This window comes from Clostridium sp. AM58-1XD, assembly GCF_003464085.1.
GTDB lineage: Bacteria > Bacillota > Clostridia > Lachnospirales > Lachnospiraceae > Lachnoclostridium_A.
On the sequence record NZ_QSDR01000011.1, the window covers coordinates 41,673 to 61,400 of the forward strand.

19 protein-coding genes are annotated in these 19,728 nt (G+C 46.1%); 16 read left to right on the forward strand and 3 right to left on the reverse strand.

Features of this window, described 5'->3' with window-relative positions:
• From DXA13_RS08425 to DXA13_RS20970, 10 genes are all read left to right on the forward strand, one after another.
• Positions 1 to 756 carry a PTS sugar transporter subunit IIC gene (locus tag DXA13_RS08425; RefSeq protein WP_118243380.1) on the forward strand — a complete coding sequence of 252 codons (756 nt, stop codon included), beginning with the start codon at positions 1 to 3 and terminating at the stop codon, positions 754 to 756.
• Between the two features lie 12 nt (positions 757 to 768).
• Positions 769 to 1,590 carry a PTS system mannose/fructose/sorbose family transporter subunit IID gene (locus DXA13_RS08430; protein ID WP_118243382.1) on the forward strand — a complete coding sequence of 274 codons (822 nt, stop codon included), beginning with the start codon at positions 769 to 771 and terminating at the stop codon, positions 1,588 to 1,590.
• A 16-nt stretch (positions 1,591 to 1,606) separates the two neighbouring features.
• Positions 1,607 to 2,098, forward strand: a complete 492-nt coding sequence (locus tag DXA13_RS08435; RefSeq protein WP_118243384.1) for a PTS sugar transporter subunit IIB — start codon at positions 1,607 to 1,609, stop codon at positions 2,096 to 2,098.
• Positions 2,099 to 2,112: 14 nt separating this feature from the next.
• On the forward strand, positions 2,113 to 2,769 hold the full coding sequence (locus DXA13_RS08440; RefSeq protein ID WP_181995576.1) for an orotidine 5'-phosphate decarboxylase / HUMPS family protein: 657 nt from the start codon (positions 2,113 to 2,115) through the stop codon (positions 2,767 to 2,769).
• A 101-nt stretch (positions 2,770 to 2,870) separates the two neighbouring features.
• Positions 2,871 to 4,298 (forward strand): amidohydrolase family protein, encoded by a 1,428-nt coding sequence (locus DXA13_RS08445; RefSeq protein ID WP_118243388.1) that lies wholly within the window; start codon positions 2,871 to 2,873, stop codon positions 4,296 to 4,298.
• A 12-nt stretch (positions 4,299 to 4,310) separates the two neighbouring features.
• On the forward strand, positions 4,311 to 4,922 hold the full coding sequence (locus tag DXA13_RS08450) for an isochorismatase family protein (protein WP_118243390.1): 612 nt from the start codon (positions 4,311 to 4,313) through the stop codon (positions 4,920 to 4,922).
• 48 nt (positions 4,923 to 4,970) lie between these two features.
• Positions 4,971 to 5,570 carry an isochorismatase family protein gene (locus tag DXA13_RS08455; protein ID WP_181995577.1) on the forward strand — a complete coding sequence of 200 codons (600 nt, stop codon included), beginning with the start codon at positions 4,971 to 4,973 and terminating at the stop codon, positions 5,568 to 5,570.
• 154 nt (positions 5,571 to 5,724) lie between these two features.
• Positions 5,725 to 6,543 carry an aldolase/citrate lyase family protein gene (locus tag DXA13_RS08460; protein WP_118243394.1) on the forward strand — a complete coding sequence of 273 codons (819 nt, stop codon included), beginning with the start codon at positions 5,725 to 5,727 and terminating at the stop codon, positions 6,541 to 6,543.
• A 130-nt stretch (positions 6,544 to 6,673) separates the two neighbouring features.
• Positions 6,674 to 7,078, forward strand: coding sequence for a LuxR C-terminal-related transcriptional regulator (locus DXA13_RS08465; RefSeq protein ID WP_243009025.1), 405 nt, complete (start codon positions 6,674 to 6,676; stop codon positions 7,076 to 7,078).
• A 257-nt stretch (positions 7,079 to 7,335) separates the two neighbouring features.
• Positions 7,336 to 9,030 carry a hypothetical protein gene (locus DXA13_RS20970; RefSeq protein ID WP_207662157.1) on the forward strand — a complete coding sequence of 565 codons (1,695 nt, stop codon included), beginning with the start codon at positions 7,336 to 7,338 and terminating at the stop codon, positions 9,028 to 9,030.
• A gap of 164 nt (positions 9,031 to 9,194) precedes the next feature.
• Here DXA13_RS20970 and DXA13_RS08475 read toward each other — a convergent pair whose 3' ends face one another.
• From DXA13_RS08475 to DXA13_RS08485, 3 genes are all read right to left on the reverse strand, one after another.
• Positions 9,195 to 10,955, reverse strand: coding sequence for a GHKL domain-containing protein (locus tag DXA13_RS08475; RefSeq protein WP_243009026.1), 1,761 nt, complete (start codon positions 10,953 to 10,955; stop codon positions 9,195 to 9,197).
• 136 nt (positions 10,956 to 11,091) lie between these two features.
• Positions 11,092 to 13,422: a hypothetical protein gene (locus DXA13_RS08480; RefSeq protein WP_118243398.1), complete on the reverse strand. Its 2,331-nt coding sequence runs from the start codon at positions 13,420 to 13,422 to the stop codon at positions 11,092 to 11,094.
• Positions 13,419 to 14,141 (reverse strand): LytTR family DNA-binding domain-containing protein, encoded by a 723-nt coding sequence (locus DXA13_RS08485; RefSeq protein WP_243009027.1) that lies wholly within the window; start codon positions 14,139 to 14,141, stop codon positions 13,419 to 13,421. The genes DXA13_RS08480 and DXA13_RS08485 overlap by 4 nt, the downstream gene beginning before the upstream one ends.
• Positions 14,142 to 14,335: 194 nt before the next feature.
• On the opposite strand from DXA13_RS08485, the gene DXA13_RS08490 reads away from it, so the two are divergent.
• From DXA13_RS08490 to DXA13_RS08515, 6 genes are all read left to right on the forward strand, one after another.
• Positions 14,336 to 15,064 (forward strand): LytTR family DNA-binding domain-containing protein, encoded by a 729-nt coding sequence (locus DXA13_RS08490; protein ID WP_118243402.1) that lies wholly within the window; start codon positions 14,336 to 14,338, stop codon positions 15,062 to 15,064.
• 102 nt (positions 15,065 to 15,166) lie between these two features.
• Positions 15,167 to 15,436 carry a sporulation transcriptional regulator SpoIIID gene (spoIIID, locus tag DXA13_RS08495; RefSeq protein WP_118243404.1) on the forward strand — a complete coding sequence of 90 codons (270 nt, stop codon included), beginning with the start codon at positions 15,167 to 15,169 and terminating at the stop codon, positions 15,434 to 15,436.
• Between the two features lie 355 nt (positions 15,437 to 15,791).
• Positions 15,792 to 16,814 carry a zinc-binding alcohol dehydrogenase family protein gene (locus DXA13_RS08500; RefSeq protein WP_118243406.1) on the forward strand — a complete coding sequence of 341 codons (1,023 nt, stop codon included), beginning with the start codon at positions 15,792 to 15,794 and terminating at the stop codon, positions 16,812 to 16,814.
• Between the two features lie 86 nt (positions 16,815 to 16,900).
• Positions 16,901 to 17,740, forward strand: coding sequence for a sugar phosphate isomerase/epimerase family protein (locus tag DXA13_RS08505; RefSeq protein WP_118243408.1), 840 nt, complete (start codon positions 16,901 to 16,903; stop codon positions 17,738 to 17,740).
• Positions 17,741 to 17,781: 41 nt separating this feature from the next.
• Entirely contained in the window at positions 17,782 to 19,308 is a 1,527-nt protein-coding gene (locus tag DXA13_RS08510) for a hypothetical protein (RefSeq protein ID WP_147348009.1), read from the forward strand.
• Positions 19,308 to 19,703 carry a hypothetical protein gene (locus DXA13_RS08515; protein WP_118243413.1) on the forward strand — a complete coding sequence of 132 codons (396 nt, stop codon included), beginning with the start codon at positions 19,308 to 19,310 and terminating at the stop codon, positions 19,701 to 19,703. The genes DXA13_RS08510 and DXA13_RS08515 overlap by 1 nt, the downstream gene beginning before the upstream one ends.
• Positions 19,704 to 19,728: the final 25 nt, after the last annotated feature.

A 19,728-nucleotide genomic window follows, 5' to 3' on the forward strand; every position in this document is an offset into this window, starting at 1 on the left:
ATGAACAATCTGGCTATTGCAATTGGCGTCGGATTTATCTATTATCTGGCATACATCGAGATGCACTGGGCGCAGAACTTTTTTAAAGAGGCGATTGTCATTGGGGCGGCAATCGGCTTGATTATGGGAGATTTTAAGATGGGAATTATTATGGGAGGAAATTTCCAGCTTTTATACATTGCAGGAGTTATGGCTCCGGGAGGAAATTTATCCATTGATTCCCAGTTGGCCTGCTGCGTCGCAATTCCCATCGCAATTGCGACCGGCATGGATGTGGAAGCGGCGATGGTGCTTTCCATACCTTTCGGCCTGTTAGGAGTATTCCTGGATAATTTCAGGAGAACAGTTATGGGATACTGGACCAGAAAAGCGGACAAACATGCGGCGGAGGGCAATGTAAACGCCATTTTGTTTGACGGTATTGGCGGGCCGCTTATCTTTAATGTGTTTCTCCGGTGGATTCCGGTGGCGCTTATCGTCTATTTAGGCGCTGACGCGGCTAACGCTATTGTTGAAATGCTGCCGGTATGGCTGACGAATGGATTTAAAGTCGCGGGTGGAATGCTCCCGGCTACGGGATTAGCGATGATATTGGTTATGCTGAATAAACAATTCCTGCTAATTTATTATATTCTTGCGGTTATTTTGACACAGATGCGTTCTATGCCAATTGTAGTCGCGGCACTATTCGCGTTTGTTATGGCAGCGTTACATATTATGTTCACCAAGTCCGACAATGCTGCAGCAGAGTCATAAGGGGGGAAAACCATGGCGGAGAAGGAGAAAAGAATAGAGTTAACAAAAAAAGATATCACGAAGACCTGGGCGTTTTGGATGCTTTTTCAGAGGATGTCACAGTGCTTTGAACGTTACTATGGTTTAGGCGTATGTATCACACTGATTCCTGTTTTGAAAAAACTGTATCCCCGCAAAAGCGATCTGAGTCAGGCATTGACGCGTCATATGGTTACATTCATGACAGATCCGGGTTTTGGAGCGGGAATTATCGGTTTGATTGTTGCAATGGAGGAAGAAAAAGCAAATGGAGCCGAAATACCTGACGAGATGATTAACAGTATCAAGACAGGACTGATGGGGCCGTCGGCCGGATTCGGAGATGCATTGAATTCTGCGACTATGGCTTCCATTTTCCGGGCGCTGTTTATTCCGTTTGCCTTAGCCGGAAGCATTGCCGGCTTGCTGGGAGCTGTCTGCATCTTTTTATGGTTTCATGGAGTCGCTTTCGTATCCATGCATTTTGGTTACAGCAAAGGGAAAGAGTCTATTGCTTCTATATTGAGTTCAGGTAAGATGGGGAACTTAATGACGGGAGCCGGAATCTTAGGAGCTTTCATGATGGGCGTCATGACGACAAACTATGTAAAGCTGGGCGTAGCGCCGGAATGGACGCTGGCGACCGGTTCGGTATTAAATTTACAGAATACATTGGATGGAATCATGCCGGGCCTGCTTCCAACAGCCTTAGTATTAGGGTGTTATATGTATTTACGTAAAGGCGGCAAAATCGTACATTCCATATTGGCTATTATTGTAATTGCAATTATCGGCTGCATTTTGGGAATTTTTTAACCGAAAGGAGAGGCATATGGCAGAATTAGTATTAGTCCGAATTGATTCAAGAATGATCCATGGTCAGGTTACAACCAGGTGGAACGCTTTAGTTCATGCTACAAAAATTATAGTTATCGATAATGAGGTTGCAGGGAATGCAATTGTGGCGTCATCATTACAATTCGCGGCGCCTCAAGGAGTAAAAGCTTTGGCCTATACGGTGGGACAAGCGGCAGAGGCATGGAAAAAGAATCAGTTTGGTGACGGAAGGGTCATGGTTCTGTTCCGCGATGCGAAAAGCGCGTATGAGTCGTGGAAAGAAGGATTTACTTATAAAAAATTAAATATCGGCAATATCCCAATTTCACCAGGCAGAACAGCCGTCTTTAAAACATGCTACATGAGTCAGGAAGAGGGAGCTATGTTAAAGGAATTAAAAGATTCAGGGGTAGAAGTAGAACTGCAGTTCATGCCTCAGGAACAGAAAATTCCTCTGGAAAGATTATTGGAAAAGTTAAACAAATAGCGGAGGTGAAGGAAATGATACCGAAATTACAATATGCCCTGGATACGAAAACGATAGAAGAAACGTTAACGTGTCTTAGCGGGGGCATTGGTGAGCAGGCAGATGTCATTGAGATCGGAACGAGCGCCATATTTTCAGAAGGAAACAAGGTCATTAAATGCGTGAAGGCCCTCTATCCGGATAAGGAGATCGTAGCGGATGTAAAGATGCTGATGCCTACGGCGAGGGGAAGTGTACCTCCCCTTCTGGATGCAGGAGCCGACGCAGTCATAGCGATTGGAAGTACGGATGAGACAATGATTGCTACGGCGGTTGATGAAATTTGCGTAAAGAGAAACAAAAAGATGTATACATATATTCACGTGGAAAATCAGGAGCCTGTTCAAGATCAGGTGCTGGACAAATGGAAGCGGGCGGGAATCACCAATGTAATTTACCATTCGGTAAATCCTGGCTTTATGTGGAATGAGAATGATACAAACATGGTAGAGCGGCTATGCGGCTATGGATTTCTGGTGACGGTAACCGGTAAGCTCCAGTTAGAGAGAATCAAGGATTTTAAAGGACTTCCGATCTATTCCTTTATCGTTGGAACAGCGATACGCAATGCAGAGAATCCGCTGAATGCTGTAAAAGAGTTTAAAGAAATGATTCGAAATGTATTTTCATAAGAAATGAATGCACCGATAGAAATGTTTTAACGGCAAATCAAAGATAAAATAGATAGAGTTGTCCTTGTGATTTGTGAGGCTGTACGGAGAGAAGGGATGATTTGACAGCAGATTTAGTGATTAAAAATGGATTGGTTTGCACAGAGTGCGGTACGATCAGGGGAGGACTGGCAGTAAAAGACGGCATCATCGTATCCATAGGAGCAGACGTATCGCTTCCGGAGGGAACAGACGTATATGATGCGAAAGGAAATTTCATTTTTCCAGGTATTATTGAGCCGCATTGTCATTTTGGCGTAAATAGGGAGTATTTTGACAGAGACATTTATACAGAGACGAGAACCGCGGCTCAGGGAGGTATCACGACCGTATGCAGCACCACCAGCCAGAGCGGATTATCAATGAAAAAACGTCTGGAAGAGGCAAAGAAACCATTAACACAGGCATTTACAGACGTCCGTTACCATATTTCCCCCTTTACCGATGAAAATCTGGAAGAGATCCCCGGGATGCTGGAAGAAGGCGTCACCAGCTTTAAGTTTTTGCTGGCGTACCGTGGAGAAGGGGCGAGGGTACTGGATATCGATGAGCGGGGCATCGATTCCACCTATATTTACCGTGGATTTGAACAGATCGCAAAGGCAGGAAAACCGGCTTTGGCAATGCTGCACTGCGAAGATCCGGAGATCTTCGAATATACGGAGAAAAAGGTGCAGGCGGAGGGAATCCCGCCCTATCAAAACTATATTGACGCCATGAACCGGTCAAGGCCGGCGATTGCGGAGGCAGTCGACCTGTGTAAGGCCGCGCTGATTGCGAAAGAATTACAGGTGCCCATTTATATGGTTCATGTGAGCGCAAAAGAAAGTGTGGACCTCATTCAGTATTTTAAGCAGAAGGGATGCGAAATCGTTGCCGAGACATGTCCTCATTACCTGTTATTTGCTGCAGAAGATCGGATATGCATAGAAAATGAAGAGTGGACACGGTTTGCTAAAGTAAATCCCCCTATCCGGAACCGGGCAGACAGGGAACGGCTGTGGCAGGGCTTGAGAGAAGGAACCATTACTACAATCGGAACAGACCACACCCATTATGACTTGAACATGAAGAAAGACGGCTCCTTCTGGGAGATTCCTCCGGGAACGGGAGACGGGATGAGTGCATCCCTGTCCATTATGCTGACAGAAGGAGTGAACAAAGGGAGGATTTCCATGGAAACTCTCAGAAAAGTAATGTCGGAAAACATTGCGAAAGCTATGGGAATGTATCCTCAAAAGGGGGTATTAGCAGTAGGATCGGATGCGGACGTGACGATCATTGACCTGAACAAAGAGTGGACATTTACAAATAAATGCTGCGAAACTGCTCACAGGTACAGCCTTTATGAAGGGATGAAGATGAAGGGGGCGCCGGTGGCAACTTTCGTAAGGGGCAGTCTGGTGGCCGAGAATTTTCAAATCGTATCAGATACGCCAACAGGACGTTTTGTGGATTCCCATATTCCATGGAGGCCTGAAATAAAGTAGGGGGTAGTAGAGATGTCGGACAGAAAAAAGGCGTATCAGCAGGCGCTGATGGGAGGTCGGATGGGATTTGGGGCCCGTCCGGCCCTGGCAGTCATAGATTTCCAAAAAAAGTATACCCGCTGTGAAGATTATGTTGCTCGAGCGGAAGTCGATCAGGTAAACAGGCTGATTGCGCTGGCAAGACGAACAGGCATGAAAGTGGTATTTATGAATCAGATGAGCACATGCAGAGGAACGGAGGACCAATTAGATGATCAGATTCACTATGAATTACAGGATACAGTCATTTACAAGCAGTGGCCTTCTATTTTTTTTGGAACGGGCCTGATACAGGAGCTGATTAAAAATAAAATCGATACGATGATTTTATGCGGATATTCTGCCAGCGGCAGCATTTATGCCTCCGCCATGTACAGCACATTTTATGGTATGAAAACGATTGTAGCAAAAGATACGGTCTGGGACCCCGACGATAAAAAGGGAAAGCTGTTCCTGTGGAATATAGAGCAGAAATTTGCGGACGTCATGTATACTCATGAAATTCTGGAGCATTATGAGTCGGTGGCTCTGCCAAAGACAGAAAATGCAGTGGAAGGGGGTATGTTGTTTGAGACTGGTAAGTGAAGTAACCAAGAATCGGATCTGATATTCGGCAGCCGCCCTGCCGTTGTAGTGATTGATTTCCAGAAGGGATTTACGCATGCAGGTTTTCCTGGAGGAAGCGATATGAGAGGGCCATGCAGATGCGCCAGAGCTGTCATCGATGCAGCAAGAGAAAAGGAAATCAAAATATTTTATGTCAGGATGGGATACCGCCGGGATGGGGTTGACTTGCTGGAGTTTGGAAAAAAATGCACAGGCTTGAAACAATTGTATCCAGATACCTGGGAATTTGATATTGACGAAGACCTGGAGGTGACAGAGAACGATATTCTGATCCATAAGCATTGGTGTACCGCTTTTTTTGATACGCCGCTGGTTCAGATGCTTCATGGCCTTCAGATTGATACGGTAATATTTTGCGGGTGTTCAGTCGGCGGCTGCTTATATGCTTCAGCGATGGAAAGCAGCTGTTACGGCTTTCACACGGTGATTGTAAAGGAAGCGGTTGCAGACAGGAGCGAAGAAATATATGAAACATTTCTTGACGATCTGGGACAAAAATATGCAGATATCGAGACGATGGAGAGCGTAATTGAAAAAATAGGTAAATTGAATCAGATCCCCTATCATATGCTGGACGAGATGAGGAACGAGCGCAATGAAAAATAGTGACGCGCCGGAAAAGCGCGGAACTATTTGCTACGGCTTGACCGTAAGGTCAAGGCGGTTCCCGTGTGATTTTTATGGAGCGAGGAACGAGCGCAATAAAAAATAGTGACGCGCCGGAAAAGCGCGGAATAAGAAAAACTTTTTGGAGGTAAAAATGAAATTTCAGTTTCAAAATAATCAAATATGGAATACGATTCGCAGTGGAAAACCGGCGATCGGAACTCAATTATACACGATCTGCCCATCGATTGTAGAGATTCTTGCCTATAATGACTGGGATTATGTAATGCTCGACATGGAACACACATTAATCAACAAGGAAACATTAGCTAATCTGGTACGTACTGCAGACGCGGCTGGGATTACAACATTGGTGCGTCCTCCACAGAATGATTTAGAATATTACATAAGATATATTTGTGAATCTGGCGCTCAGGGGATCATTGCCCCTCATATGAAATGCAGGGAAGATGTAAAAAGAATTCTGAATTGGATGCATTATCCGCCCAATGGCGAGATGGGGATGTGTCCGGCGAACCGGGCGGCAAGATATTGTTACAGCAGTTGGAATGATTACGTAAAAGCAAACGATGACCTGATGCTCTGTGCATTAATTGAAGACGTGGAAGCAGCAGACAACATAGAGGAAATTTTAGCCGAACTGAAGCCCGGCAGAGATATTATCTGGTTTGGCCGGGGAGATTTTGCGATGTCTGTTTTGAAATTTCACCCGGAATTGGAAAATGACCTGGATTCAGGAATTATGAAGGAGTACCAGAAGAAGATTACCGAAGCTGCAATCAGGGCACACATTCCAGTTATGTCTATGCCGTATGGGTATTGTTCTGCTGAAAGTGCACAGGAGCAGTTGGAAATAGGTTCCAAGATCGTCATGTGGAGCGTCGATCAGCTGGTTTTGTCTGATTATTTCGGCAAGGTTGCCTCTGATATAAAAGGAAAACAGCATTCGTAAAGGAAGCTCTTTACCAATCTTAAACCGCCCGCTGGACAGGTGCGAGGCGGGGGCGATCCTTGCGGTCCTGTACTGGACGCAGAACCGGAAGAAGGAAGCGGAAGCCGAGCTTATCGAAACGCTGGAGGTTTTGCAGCCCTATGGCTTTGTTCGGGTGGTTGCCGATGAGGGCGAGGACGTTGTTCCTGTCCTGAAACGCATCCTCTCAAAAGTGTGCGGCAAAGAATATACCGGCCCCCTTACCCGCGCCTATGTAAATGCCGTCATGCTGGCGGCGCACAGCTTCGGCGTCGGCCACAAGGGATACATGACGGAAGCAGGCGGGAAAACGGATAAGCCTGTCAAGCTTTCAAAGCAGCAGACGCTTATGCTCACACTGCTTGCTCAGGGCTACAAGAACGCGGAGATTTCGGAAATGACGGGCCTCAGCATTCCCACCATCAAATCCCATACGTCCCTTGCCTATAAAAAGCTGGGGGTGAACAGCTCAATGGATGCTGTACTGAAAGCAAAGGAGTTGGGGCTGATCAAGTAGGATACCGCCCTTTACCAACGTTTCCATTCGCTATAAATAAGCCGCTGTTTCTGTATGTATTTTGTGAGGATGCCCTCATCCTTTCCTACATACATCTGTTGAAAATTTGTTATATGCTCGACGTTTTTTTGTGATCCTGCAGCTATGGTTGACTTTTGTATCGCAAAAAATGATTTATCTCACACATTGCCGTTTCACATTGATGTTTGTGATATACTTACCACAAATATTCTCGAGATTAAAGGAGGAGACGGTGTATGAGAAAGTCTGATGTAAAATTGAAAGGTATCAAGCGTCTGGGGCCGAAGGCTGCAGCTTATGCGGCTGCAATCTGCCTCGCATCCAGCAGTGCTCCATTTCCGGCGTTAGCTGGGCAGAATAGTGAAGGTACAGAACAAGCCGGCGAAAACGAGGGAACAGAAGGAAGCGGAAGCACGGAAGAAGGCGGAACGACGAACGAAGGCGAAAGTACGGAAGGAAGCGGAAGCACAGAAGAAGGCGGAAAGCCGGAAGGAAGCGGAAGCACGGAAGAAAGCGAAAGTACGGAAGGAAGCGGAAGCACGGAAGAAGGCGAAAGTACGGAAGAAGGCGGAAGCACGGAAGAAGGCGGAAACACGGAAGAAGGCAGTACGGAAGACGATGTGGAAGCAAATGAGGATGAAGTTGTTCAGGAAGAAAATAAGACAGAAGACGGCCTGACCGTTGACAGCGATAAGAAAGAGAAAGACGGGGAAGAGCCGGATGAAGTGGCGCAGGATATGATGCAGACTCCAATGCTTATGGCTGCTGTTTTAAACATAGAAGAACAAGAATACAGTATCATACCGCTGAAAAAGAGTGATGATAACGGCAGGATGGCGTATGAACTAGGAAGCAATTCGGGATTTGATGTATATGGTTATAATAATGGGAAAAAAGTCAGAAGCAGTTTGACCGGTTATAGTATTCATATAAAGATTGGAGAGGAGGAAAATAGTTCTTTATTCTCCAACAATGACGGCGAATACACATTTGAGAATCTGAAATTAACCATGAGAGCCAGTATCGTTGAGATTGATGATCTTTCCTATGTACGTGTTTTATACTATGTCGAAAATACTGGGGGCGAAGAGCTGCAGTTTTCAATATGTACCGATGCGGATACATCGGTCGGCACTGATGATCGTGCAACGGTAAAACGGACAGATAACGGAATCCTGATGCTGGGAAGAGAGGCGTGGTATGATCCAGAAGCTCCTTACGAAAATGCCTTTTCTGTCATTGACGATGAAGAAAGTGCTGCCCCTATAGACAGATGGTGGTATGGATATTACTCCGAACGGTATAGTAACTATTTTAAAGGAGAACTGCCGACAGAGGATCTGGATGATGGAACCGACAGCGGAATCGCAATTACATGGTCAGACAAGATCCTGGGAGCAGGAGAGTCGGAAGCCTACTCCATTTTGTTTGGAATCGGAAGTGTTGGGGATTATGGCGATGATGAACTGTTACCAGATGATGAACCATTGCCGGATGATGAACCATTGCCAGATCCGGAACCATTACCAGATCTTGTTCCAGAACCGGTAAAGCATGGCAGCGACAGCAACAGAGACCACGATGACACGGAATATTGGACAAAGGACGGCGATAAATGGACGTTTAATAACGGTTCTTCTTATATCAGTGAATGGGGATATCTGTATTATAAGGGATCATACGACTGGTATTTCTTTGACGAAGACGGTTATGTTGAAACCGGCTGGTATACGGACGGAGACGGAAATAAATATTATCTGAATCCGAATTCGGACGGCAGACAGGGAGCAATGTGTACCGGATGGGTTCAGATCGACGGAAGATGGTATTATTTCAGCCAGGATACCGTGTCAGGGCGAGGGAAACTTATGACAGGAACAACTACCCCTGATGGATATACGGTGAATGAGAATGGTGAATGGACAGAGTAGATTTCAAAAGGAATGTTTTTTGCCTTTACAGGAGGAGTTTGGACAAAGAGTACGATATCACTTAAGACACGTGTAAAAAACAGGCGGGAAAATCTTAAACGTAAGGTTTTCCCGCCTGTTCTATATGGAAAATCAAGAATACAGAGTATATTAAGGTGAATCGGTCATATTTGATTCCATAATACAATAGAAACTTCAAATTCTTCTTTATCTGGATTCAGATAGAACTGCCCGCCGGTTTTTTCTACCAGACTTCGGACGCTGGAAAGACCGGTTCCCTTTCCTTCGTGTTTAGTGGAATAAATCTGGTCGCCTGATATGGAAAATTCGCCGTTCCAGCTGTTTTTTACTGTGAGAAGCAGATTTCCTTTAGAAATTTTAGAATAGACTTTAACGGTTCTCCATTCTTTTGGCAGCTTTTCAGAAGCATCAATAGCATTTTCCAGAAGATTACCAAACAGAACGCCGAGATTCCAGCCTTCCAGTTTCAGGTCAGACGGCAGGGATACCTTTAAATCGACCGGGACATCCTTTTGGAAAGCCAGCTGCAGATAATAGTTCAGGACCGCGTTAGCGGCATGATTTTCGCAGAGCGTTGGGCGGACGGCTTGTTCTGTGCTTTCTTCGCATCCTTTTATATACCGTTCTAATTCATCATATTGATGCTGGTTGGAGAGCTCCATTATTGTATAGAGATGGTGGCGAAGATCATGACGCATCTGGCGTATTTCTTCAAAATTATCGGATATAATACGGTAATTTTCTTCCTGGAGAAGGAACTGTTTTTTCATCAGGCGCATATTTTCAGTAAGTGCTGCACGCCCCGCATAGGCGCTGACCGTATCAAACCACAGGCCCCCGCCTAAAAGAAGGATAAAGACAAAGCCGGCATTTTCTGTCTGCCATCCAAAACGGACCGGTTCAAATACAGGAGCGACCGCCTGAAACAGGAGGGAGACGGCGAGGATACACAGCCCTGCCAGCAGCGGGCCATTCATCGCCTCTCCATGTTCTCTGTTCAGCAGTGCGGTAATAATAAGCCAGCTGAAGAAAACCAGCTTATAGCTGTCAATGAAAGCAGAATAGATCAGCATTCTGGTTACTCCGCTGCCGGTTAACAAAGACGGAACCATAAATGAGAGAAGCGCCGCCGCTGCGCCGAATCCAAGCACAATCTGACGCCATCTGCCGCCAATTTTGCAAAGGCTGCAGTGAAGTGCGGCAATCATCAGAAGAAACAGGTAAAAGCTCACATCTTCAAAACGGTAAGTCCAGTATCCTGCTCCAAGCAGATGGAAGAGCGGATACATGACATGGAGGGAGAACAGGAGGCTTGTCAGAGCGAAGAGGATCATTCGATGACGTTCTTCTCCGGTTCTTAATCCAATCAAAAGATACATGATACCTATAGTGAATGATGATATGACCATAATACATGTGCGCAGCAATCGAAATGAGATTAAATCGGATACGGCTTTTGGTGTGCCAAAAGCGGGAGGATACACCATCCCGCTGTAGTAATGACTGTAATCGGAAGCTTGGACCACGATTTCAGTGCTGCCCGCAGCCTGGAAAGTAACGATACCAGTACGCACGGCCGGTTCGGCCCCTTTGTCGGATACATCGCCCAGATTGCTGACGAGTCTGCTGTCCACCCAGATACGGGAAGCCGTATAGATTTCAGGAAGTTCCAGTGCATATTCTGCTGCTTCTTGAGGAAGCAGGATTTGAAGGCGGTACGTGGCGCAGCCATGAGGGGAGTTAGCCAGGCTTCCATTTTCAAAACCGCCATACTGTCCGAGAAAAATAAAATTAGGCTCAGATCCATCGAATTCGCCGGGGGCAATCAGTTCCTGAGGATAGAATTCCCATTCATATGCCAGAATAGAAAGCGGCTGAAAATCCTTTACTGAACTTAAATCCATAATGCCATTGTGTGCTCGTACGCCAGGAAAATTATATTTGTTATCGAACCTGTACTGGAGTATAAATAGGAGAGAAGCAAATAATACGGCACACAGCAGCCATATCATACGTTTCCAATAATAACTGATTATGATATTACCGCCTCCTTATCATATAAAAACCGGCGGCGCCGCCGAGTGATATGGCTGAAACGCTGGCAATTATTCTGAGAATTTGGTATTTGTATTTCTGATCAGACAGCTGCGAGAGTGATGACGCGGACACGGTCTCTTCGTTTTGTTCAGCTGGACTTTTTGTACCTTCTGCCCGATCATCAGAAAACGTAGCAGGATGGGAAGAGGATTCCGAATCAATTCCCGGCTCGCTGTTCATGGTATTCTGACGTGATCTGTCTTGTCCGGCAGCAGAATGATCCAATGACGGCAACCCGGCAGGAAGTGAAAATTCTTCTGCAAAAGGCGGTGCGGAGGAATCTGACGGCAGAAGGGCTTCTGATTCTCCTGGGCTGCCAACTGGATGATCAGAAGGAGGTTCTGTGGTATCAGGAACATCCGGTTGCTCCGATGGATGGGTAACGTCTGGGACCGTTGATTCCTTGGAAGGCTGAGCGGCATCCGAGCCAGATGTTTCCTCAGGTGGTATTTCCTCTTCGGAATCACCTTCGGAACCTGCATGATCGAACAATCCTTCCGGAGGTTTGTCCTGACGGTTTCCGCCGCCGCGGTCGCCTCCCGCTCCATCCCCGAAATAGATGCCCATGGAACTATGATATACATTTAATGAAGAGGAGAACTGTTCGTGGCCTGGGAGAACGGTCTGTTCGATCTGAAATGTATACCCTTTTGCCCTCAGATATTTTTCTTTTATAGCCGATATGGTCAGAGTATCGGCGGATAAACTCACATTTGATTCCCCTGTAATATCATACCAGGTTAAGTCGCCGTCTACAGAACACCAGACCTTTAAAAGGGAAGGAGAAGAAAAAGCCAGAGGCGTATCGTCTTCGCCGAAAAACTGGATTTGAACCGTGTTGTTTTCAAAGGGACGTTCCTCTTTGGCATAGAGGTTAAATGGTGCTCTCGGAGAACGGATGGATATCGTCAGGGTGAGTTCCGGCATATCGTTAAAATTCAGACGATATTCGTTCTTTTCTATTACTTCCGGAGTAAATACTCCATGGATGACAGTGTCCCCTTCCTGATTCCAGTCCATGCTGTCAACAGGCGTCCACTCCCACTGCACGGGCAGAACGGCTTCTTTGTGCCAGAATCCCTGCGGTGCGTCCCCATAATAAACGTAGATTCTGTCAAAATATTCGCGCCTGAATGAATCCTGATCGCCCGGTGTAAATTCCAGAATCATTGGCTGCTTTCTTGGAATATAAGTTTTATATTCCAGGATTGGGTAGGGACCATCCGCTATGGGATCATCATTCCAGGTACCGACAGCTTGTGTACCTCCGGAATCGATTATATCTGCCGAAAGAATTGCTTCCGATGATATGATCTTTACGATATCTGAGTAATCGCTGGTGAACTCGGGATCGTCAAATCCAGTGGCCTGAAACAGAAAGCTGGATGGGAACTCTGTGTTAGAAGTAATTTCTGAAACAGATAGGTGGTCATCATAGATTCGTACCCTTGTACTTTCACTGATGTTGTACCAGCTGGCTCCATCATCCTGACTTTCATACAGTGCGATTGAACCAAAAGGCAATTGGTAAGGCCGGCCGTTCATTTCATAATTCAAAGTCAGCGTCGTGCCATGATACTCTGGGCGAAATGATACCGTTCCATAATTTATGATCTCTATCGTGAGAGACGGTGGCGGCGTATTGTCCCAATCGATAACATATTCACATGAACTGGTATCCAGAATGCCTGTAACCCGATAGGAACCTTCTTTTTCAAAGTCTACCTGAGTTAAATCCCATTCGACGGGGAGAGATAAATAATCTTCCACATGTCCGTCCGGGCCGTCCAGATATACGTCAACAGAGTCCGAAAGCTCCATATATGGATCGAATTCATTCCCCATGCGCCATTGGATAGGCCGGTCGCACATCCAGAAATAATATTCACAGAGCGTATAGGCATAGTCCGTAACCGTTGATAACAGCATATCCGTCTGCTCTTCGGCTGTGCTTTCTGTGTTATTCTCTGATTCCAGGGTGTTATAGGCAGCAGAACTGTCATTTTGTGCCGGTTCGTCGATGCATACTTCATCATCGATGACGTTGCCGCCAGATGTCTCATCATTATTTTCCGGGATTTCACCCCCATCGTTTCCCCGGCCGCCGGACTCGCTTCCGGTCGCGAACTCGCTGGGGGTTGCAGTGCTTAGCCGTGAACTGGTGTAAATGCGGTTCTGAGCAGAGGCCAGGGAACAGATAGATATACCACCAGCAGCTATAAAAAGAGAGGCCAGCGTCGCTGCTGCAGTCAAAAGTATATTTTTCTTTTTCATAAATCACCGCCTGCCATTGAATTCATGAGAAAAATTCCATATTCTTTTTCAAAAGATTTTTCACATGCGCGGCTCAGCGGCACACGTTCACCTGTTTTCAATATGATATCATTTCCGCATCTGGACTCAATGTAGTCCATGTTTATCAGAAAGCTTCGGTGGGTGCGTAAGAAGTGCGGGTCAGAAAGCTGTTTGATTACGGCTTCCAGTGTACAGCGAAGAGAAATATCGCTGGAGGCATGAATGATGGTTTGATTGCGGAACACTTCTACAAAACGAATCTGCCGCAGCGGTATGTTGATTTCCCGGCGGCCCGCTGTAAAGGAAACGTATCGGGCAGCATCCGCAAGCAGCTGTTCACATCTGGAAAGAGCTTTTTCCACCCGATCATATGTAATTGGCTTGACAAGATAATGTTCGGCATTCACCTCATAGCTTCTGGCATAGTGATCTGTGCTGATGGTGACAAATATAATGGCGCATTCGTTCCCTTCTTTCCGCAGCGTTTCAGCTAAATCCATTCCGGAGAGCGGAGACATATATATATCTAAAAACATAATCTGGATATCCGGATCATGGCGGGCGGCTTCTAAAAGCGGAACGCCATGATCGAATTTAAGAATTGTATAATCGAGCATATGATCGGCAGCATACTGCTGAATAAATATTCGCAGCTGATTCAGTACTGTACGATCATCGTCGCAAATTGCAATTTTCACGGAAATTCCTCCTGTACAGCTATGGTGTCGTTTCTATTTAATCATAATAGAAGTTTGGTTGCAAGGATATAACAAGCCTTTTGTCCCGATTTTTGACAGTTCGTCCCGAAAGGCTTACGGAAAGGAGGCTTATGATTTATTTTAAGCTTAAACAGCAGTACACATAAGCGGCTTTGGATGGGGAGGGAATATTTATGCGGGTTGCAATTTGCGATGATGAAAAGAGAGATGGAGAGAGAATTGGTGAACTGCTTACAGCGAAGATGAAAAAGCGGGGAGAAGTTCTTCGGATTACATATTTTGACGGGGGAGAAGATTTGATTGAGCAGTATGAGAGCGAATATCCGGGATATGATCTTATTTTTATGGATATTTTCTTAAAGCGCCTGAACGGAATGGATACTGTCCGCAGAATACGACAGTATGATCGAAAAGTGACGGTAATTTTTCTGACCTTCAGCGCAGATTATGCAATGGAAGGGTATGAAGTCAATGCTTTTTGCTACCTTCTGAAACCAATTAATCCGGAAAAAGTGGAAGGTGTTATAAACCGGTTTATGGAAGAGCGGCATCCGAGAGTACAGCAGAGCCTTCTGATGGTAAATGGCAGCTCCGGCAGAAGAATCGCTTATGATGATATTATGTACATTGAAAGTCAGAGAATGAAACTGAGGATCGTCTGCAGCGGCGGAGTGGTTCATATCATACGAAAAAAACTGGCAGAAATTCAGGCGGAATTGCCGGAAAAAAGATTTCTCAGATGTAACCAGAGTTTTATCGTCAATATGGATTATGTTACCTGCGCCGATGTAGACTTTACAATGGATAACGGGGACAGAGTACCCATTAAGGTACGGGAAAGAAAAAAGATCCGGGAAACGTATTTCGCATATACGTTAAAACAGGGATGGGAAGGCGCCTGAATTCATTGAATGGGAATTGACTGAAACTGTGACCGGCTTCCTGGCATATTCAATTTTGCCCTTGCATACATTGTAAAAATAATGATTTCAGGGGGCAACCTTTTGAAAGAATATATCGAGGAGCGGGCGGTAGCGATCGCGAACTATATCATCGACTACAATGCCACAGTACGGCAGACAGCGAAAAAATTTGGTATCAGCAAAAGTACAGTACATAAGGATGTGACAGACAGACTGGAACATATCAATCCGTCGCTGGCGGCCAGAGCCAGGGTGGTACTGGACATCAATAAGTCGGAACGCCATATACGTGGGGGGATGGCTACAAAAGAAAAATATCAGCATCGGCTGCAGATATGCAGTAAAGAGTAATGTGTTAAGGGCAGAATCATGAAATGGAAAAGGGCCTTTCCTGTATTGGAGAGGCTCTTTTTTCCTGCTTTCTTTTAAAATGGTATGATAATAAAGGAAAAAGAAAGTGTGTATTGTGCATATTTGCGCGAGAAGCCGTTATGCGCCTGATTTGTTTGTGAATAAGTTGTAAATATTCAGATAAATTGTGTTGACATTTGGTAAACGTGATGGTAATGTATAATTAACAGCAAACCTGTAATACAACTGTCAGCATAAGAGTATCAGCTAACGACAATGCGGCTGAAAAAATAAAGCGGACAGACTGGCAGGAAAAAGAGATGGTGACATTGTTCAGACAGGAGGTTAGGTAATTATGAAGGCAATTGTATTCCATGCACCGAGAAAGGTCAGTATTGAGGAAGTTCCTATGCCTGTGTACGGAAAGGACGAGGCGCTGATCAAAGTGATTCAGGTGGGAATTTGCGGCGGAGATGTCCATTTTTACGATGGGTCCCAGCCATATGCAAATTATCCGCAAATTTATGGACACGAAATGGTGGGAACCATTGAGGCGCTGCCGGAAGGAGCGGACACCGAATTAAAAACAGGAGATCTGGTGGTAACCGAGATTCTCAGCCCCTGCGGCCGTTGTTATCCCTGCAGGCATGGAAAACCGAACTGCTGCGCCAATTTAAAGGTGATCGGGGCCCACAGTCAGGGGGCGTTTGCAGAATATGCGGTCTATCCGATTCGCAATCTCCACAAGGTACCGGATAATCTGGATATTGATTCCGCTGTAGTGACAGAACCTTATACAATCGGATATCATTGTGTACAACGTTCTGAAATTGGCGAAGGTGAGACTGCACTGGTACTCGGCGCAGGGGCGATTGGACTTACGATTGTGGACATCCTCAAGTCAAGAGGCATCCGTGTGATAGCGGCAGACCTATCTGAATTCCGCTTGAATAAGGCAAAGGTTATGGGAGCCGATGAGGTCATTGACAGCGGCAGGGAAGATTTGCTTTCCCGCACGCTGGAGCTGACACAGGGAGAAGGAGCCGGCGTAGTATTTGAAGCTACGGGAGTCAGTACGATTATGGGACAGACTCAGGATCTGGTTGCCGCGGGCGGTATGATTGTAATTGTGGGACTTACGACAAAGGAAGTTACCTTTAACGGTCTTAACTTCACGAAGAAGGAGATGACCATTCATGGATCGCGAAATTCTGTTGGGGCATTTGGCCCGGTTCTGAAGCTGATGAGTGAAGGCAGACTACATGAAAAGGAATTGCTGACGAAAAAGATTGCCTTTGAAGATGCGGTAGAAGGATTCCGGTATGTTACAGACCATTTGACGTCAGAAGGCAAAGTGGTTATCGAGGTAAATGTGTAAGGGGCCTATGCAGGGCTGCCGGAAAAATGTACTGCACGCAGCAGGCCGGAAGGCGTCCGCTGTGCGCACAATAAGGAGGTAAAATTATGATGAAGCCGTCACTGTTTATTGCAACCCCGGAGTTTCCTCCGGATTCGAAATTTGTACATTTGTATCGGGATACGGTTGACAAAAATATAAAACGAGCCGCCGATCAGGGATTTCCGGCGGTCGAATTCCTGATCAACGATCCCGACGAGTGTGACGTTGATCTGCTGGAAGAGTCCATAAAAGAGAATGGGATTGAACTGGCGTGTCTGAATACCGGTTATCTGGCTTCCGTGCTGAAGTATACTATGATATCAGAAGATAAACAGATTATGGAAAAGGCGATGCAGAAGCTGAAAAAGTGTATTGATATCGCGCAGAGAATGCACTGCTTCGTGGGCATCGGTCTGTTTCGGGGAGCATGTATTCCAGATAAGCCGGTCCGCTATTCGAAGGACCTGTTGGTGGATGCACTGAGGGAGGCGGCCGCATACGCAAAGGAGCGGGACGTAGACCTGTCCTTTGAACCTACGAACCGGTTTGAAATCAATTTCATTAATTCGACGGCAGAAGGAGTCGAAATTGTAGAACGCGTAGGATACGATAATCTGGGAATGACGCTGGACCTTTTCCACATCTATCTGGAAGACCGGAACATGTATGAATCCATTGTTATGGCAAAGGATCATGTAAAACATATGCATTTCAGCGATTCGGACCGGTGGCCTGCCGGATTTTCCCACGGGGAAATCAATTTTCCTGCGTTGATCCAGCTGCTGCATGCCATTGGCTATGACGGTTACCTATCAGAAGGACTTGTACGTGCGGAGAACGCAGATGAGTGTGCCAGGGTGACGGCCCGCTATTTAAAAGATTTAATTCAAAAGTATACGATATGACAAATGTTTGATATGAGAAAATGAAAAGTGAGATGTTTCTTATGCAGATAAATAAAATTCAAGAAAGCCAATGGCTGGGAGCTCCAGAAAATAGAAAGAAACCGTGCCGGTTCCGTGCAGGAAAAATCACGTTGGAGTTTTTAGACGGCCGTATACTCAATATTCGTGCCGGTGGAATCAGGCTGATCGACGAGGTTTATTTCGCGTTGAGAGATTACAACTGGGGGACCATTCCATACCGTATGGAAGGCCTGCAGTTTGAAGAAAAAGAAGATTTCTTCCGCATTTCTTTTAAAGCAATCCACGACAGCGGGAATATACGGTTTGAATGGGAGGGGATTATTACCGGAAATTCGGAATCTTCCGTTAAATATGAGTTCTATGGACAGGCTGACAGCGATTTTTTAAGAAACCGGATTGGTTTATGCGTTCTGCATCCGGCTGCATGCGGAGGAATGGACTGCGAAGTAGAGCATTTTTCGTCTGCTCCTGAAAAGGGAAGGTTTCCGGAACTGATTTCGCCTCACCAGCCGTTTGCCGACATGAAATCCATCACTCACCGGCCGAAAAAAGGGATGGCTCTGAAGGTTGCATTCCAGGGCGACGTATTTGAGATGGAAGATCAGCGGAATTGGACGGACGCCTCCTTTAAAACATATTGTACGCCGCTGTCTATTCCGTTTCCGGTACAGGTGCATAAGGGGGAGCGCATCAGCCAATCTGTGGAAATCAGTCTTCTTGAGGCAGAAAATGTGGATTCAGAAGAAGTGGGGGAACAGGAAGAGACCATTGTTTCTATCAGAGAGTTTCCTATGATGGAGAGGAGATGTTCCCTTGGCAGCTGTATAACACGGCCGCTGACGAGGCTGCAGTTTGAGCGCATTGCGGTACTGGAGATGTCTCATCTCAGGGTAGATTACCATTTTATTGATGGGGAAGAGGGAGATATTCAGGAGATCTTTTGCCAGGCAAAAGATCTGGGACTGAATGTGCTGCTGGCCGTATTTTTTACGGAACGCTGGAACGATGAGATTTTATCTCTGAAGAGACTGCTTTCAGACCTGGAAAAACAGCTGTTGGGCCTGCTTATATTCCAGGAAGGAGTTACGGTTATGCCGGGAAAGAGACTGGAATGCATTCGTTCTGAACTTACAGAATGGAATGTCCCGGTAGGATCGGGAACCGATGCCTTTTTTACCCAGATTAACCGTCAGAAACCGGAGCGTGACAGTATGGATTTTGTAAGTTATTCCAACAATCCTCAGGTGCATGCCTTTGACAACGATTCGATTATGTCCACGACAGAGGGACAGGCGGCAAACTTGAGAAGCTGTGCCGCTCTGTATCCCGGCCTGCCGGTTTGGGTGTCTCCCATTACCCTTAAAATGCGGTGGAATCCGGATGCAACGGGAAGGGAGCCTGTGAAGAAAGGGGAACTTCCCAAAGATGTAGATCCCAGGCAGATGTCGTTGTTTGCGGCATCCTGGTTCCTGCGTTCAGCGGCGGCCTGTATGGCCGGAGGAGCTGCCGGTATGACTTACTTTGAGCTTACAGGAGCAAAGGGCTGATGGAAGAAACATTGCCTGAACGGGACTATCCGTTTCCGGCTGCGCCCGATATGCTGTTTCCGCTTTATTTTGCCTTTTTCGGTCTGCGAAGTCTGGCTTCCTTCCGCACAGGCGTAATGGACAGCGGCTTAGTAACGGCCGTTCTTTTAGAGGGCAAACAAGGCAGGCGGCTGATTCTGGCAAATCCAAAAGTAATCCCTGTTCAGATTCGGATCGTAAATGACATTGCTGCTGCGACAGTGAGAGCTTTTGTCATGGATCAGGATCATGTGGCTCAGATGGCTCAGAAAGAAAACTTCTCTGTGACGGATCAGGCGTGGTATGATTTGGATTTGACGAAACCGGTTGTTTTGAAACCATATGCATTCCTGATTGCCGAATTTTTGGATGACTAATTAAAGCGTATGAAACCGATTGTAA

Excerpts from the sequence above, each read along its gene's own strand:
- DXA13_RS08515 (WP_118243413.1), top strand. The coding sequence starts at position 19,308 with ATGGAAGAAACATTGCCTGAACGGGACTATCCGTTTCCGGCTGCGCCC.
- DXA13_RS08475 (WP_243009026.1), bottom strand. The coding sequence starts at position 10,955 with ATGGATTTAAGTTCAGTAAAGGATTTTCAGCCGCTTTCTATTCTGGCA.
- DXA13_RS08440 (WP_181995576.1), top strand. The coding sequence starts at position 2,113 with ATGATACCGAAATTACAATATGCCCTGGATACGAAAACGATAGAAGAA.
- DXA13_RS20970 (WP_207662157.1), top strand. The coding sequence starts at position 7,336 with ATGAGAAAGTCTGATGTAAAATTGAAAGGTATCAAGCGTCTGGGGCCG.
- DXA13_RS08430 (WP_118243382.1), top strand. The coding sequence starts at position 769 with ATGGCGGAGAAGGAGAAAAGAATAGAGTTAACAAAAAAAGATATCACG.
- DXA13_RS08480 (WP_118243398.1), bottom strand. The coding sequence starts at position 13,422 with ATGAAAAAGAAAAATATACTTTTGACTGCAGCAGCGACGCTGGCCTCT.
- DXA13_RS08505 (WP_118243408.1), top strand. The coding sequence starts at position 16,901 with ATGATGAAGCCGTCACTGTTTATTGCAACCCCGGAGTTTCCTCCGGAT.
- DXA13_RS08425 (WP_118243380.1), top strand. The coding sequence starts at position 1 with ATGAACAATCTGGCTATTGCAATTGGCGTCGGATTTATCTATTATCTG.
- DXA13_RS08490 (WP_118243402.1), top strand. The coding sequence starts at position 14,336 with ATGCGGGTTGCAATTTGCGATGATGAAAAGAGAGATGGAGAGAGAATT.
- DXA13_RS08510 (WP_147348009.1), top strand. The coding sequence starts at position 17,782 with ATGCAGATAAATAAAATTCAAGAAAGCCAATGGCTGGGAGCTCCAGAA.
- DXA13_RS08460 (WP_118243394.1), top strand. The coding sequence starts at position 5,725 with ATGAAATTTCAGTTTCAAAATAATCAAATATGGAATACGATTCGCAGT.
- DXA13_RS08435 (WP_118243384.1), top strand. The coding sequence starts at position 1,607 with ATGGCAGAATTAGTATTAGTCCGAATTGATTCAAGAATGATCCATGGT.
- DXA13_RS08450 (WP_118243390.1), top strand. The coding sequence starts at position 4,311 with ATGTCGGACAGAAAAAAGGCGTATCAGCAGGCGCTGATGGGAGGTCGG.
- DXA13_RS08500 (WP_118243406.1), top strand. The coding sequence starts at position 15,792 with ATGAAGGCAATTGTATTCCATGCACCGAGAAAGGTCAGTATTGAGGAA.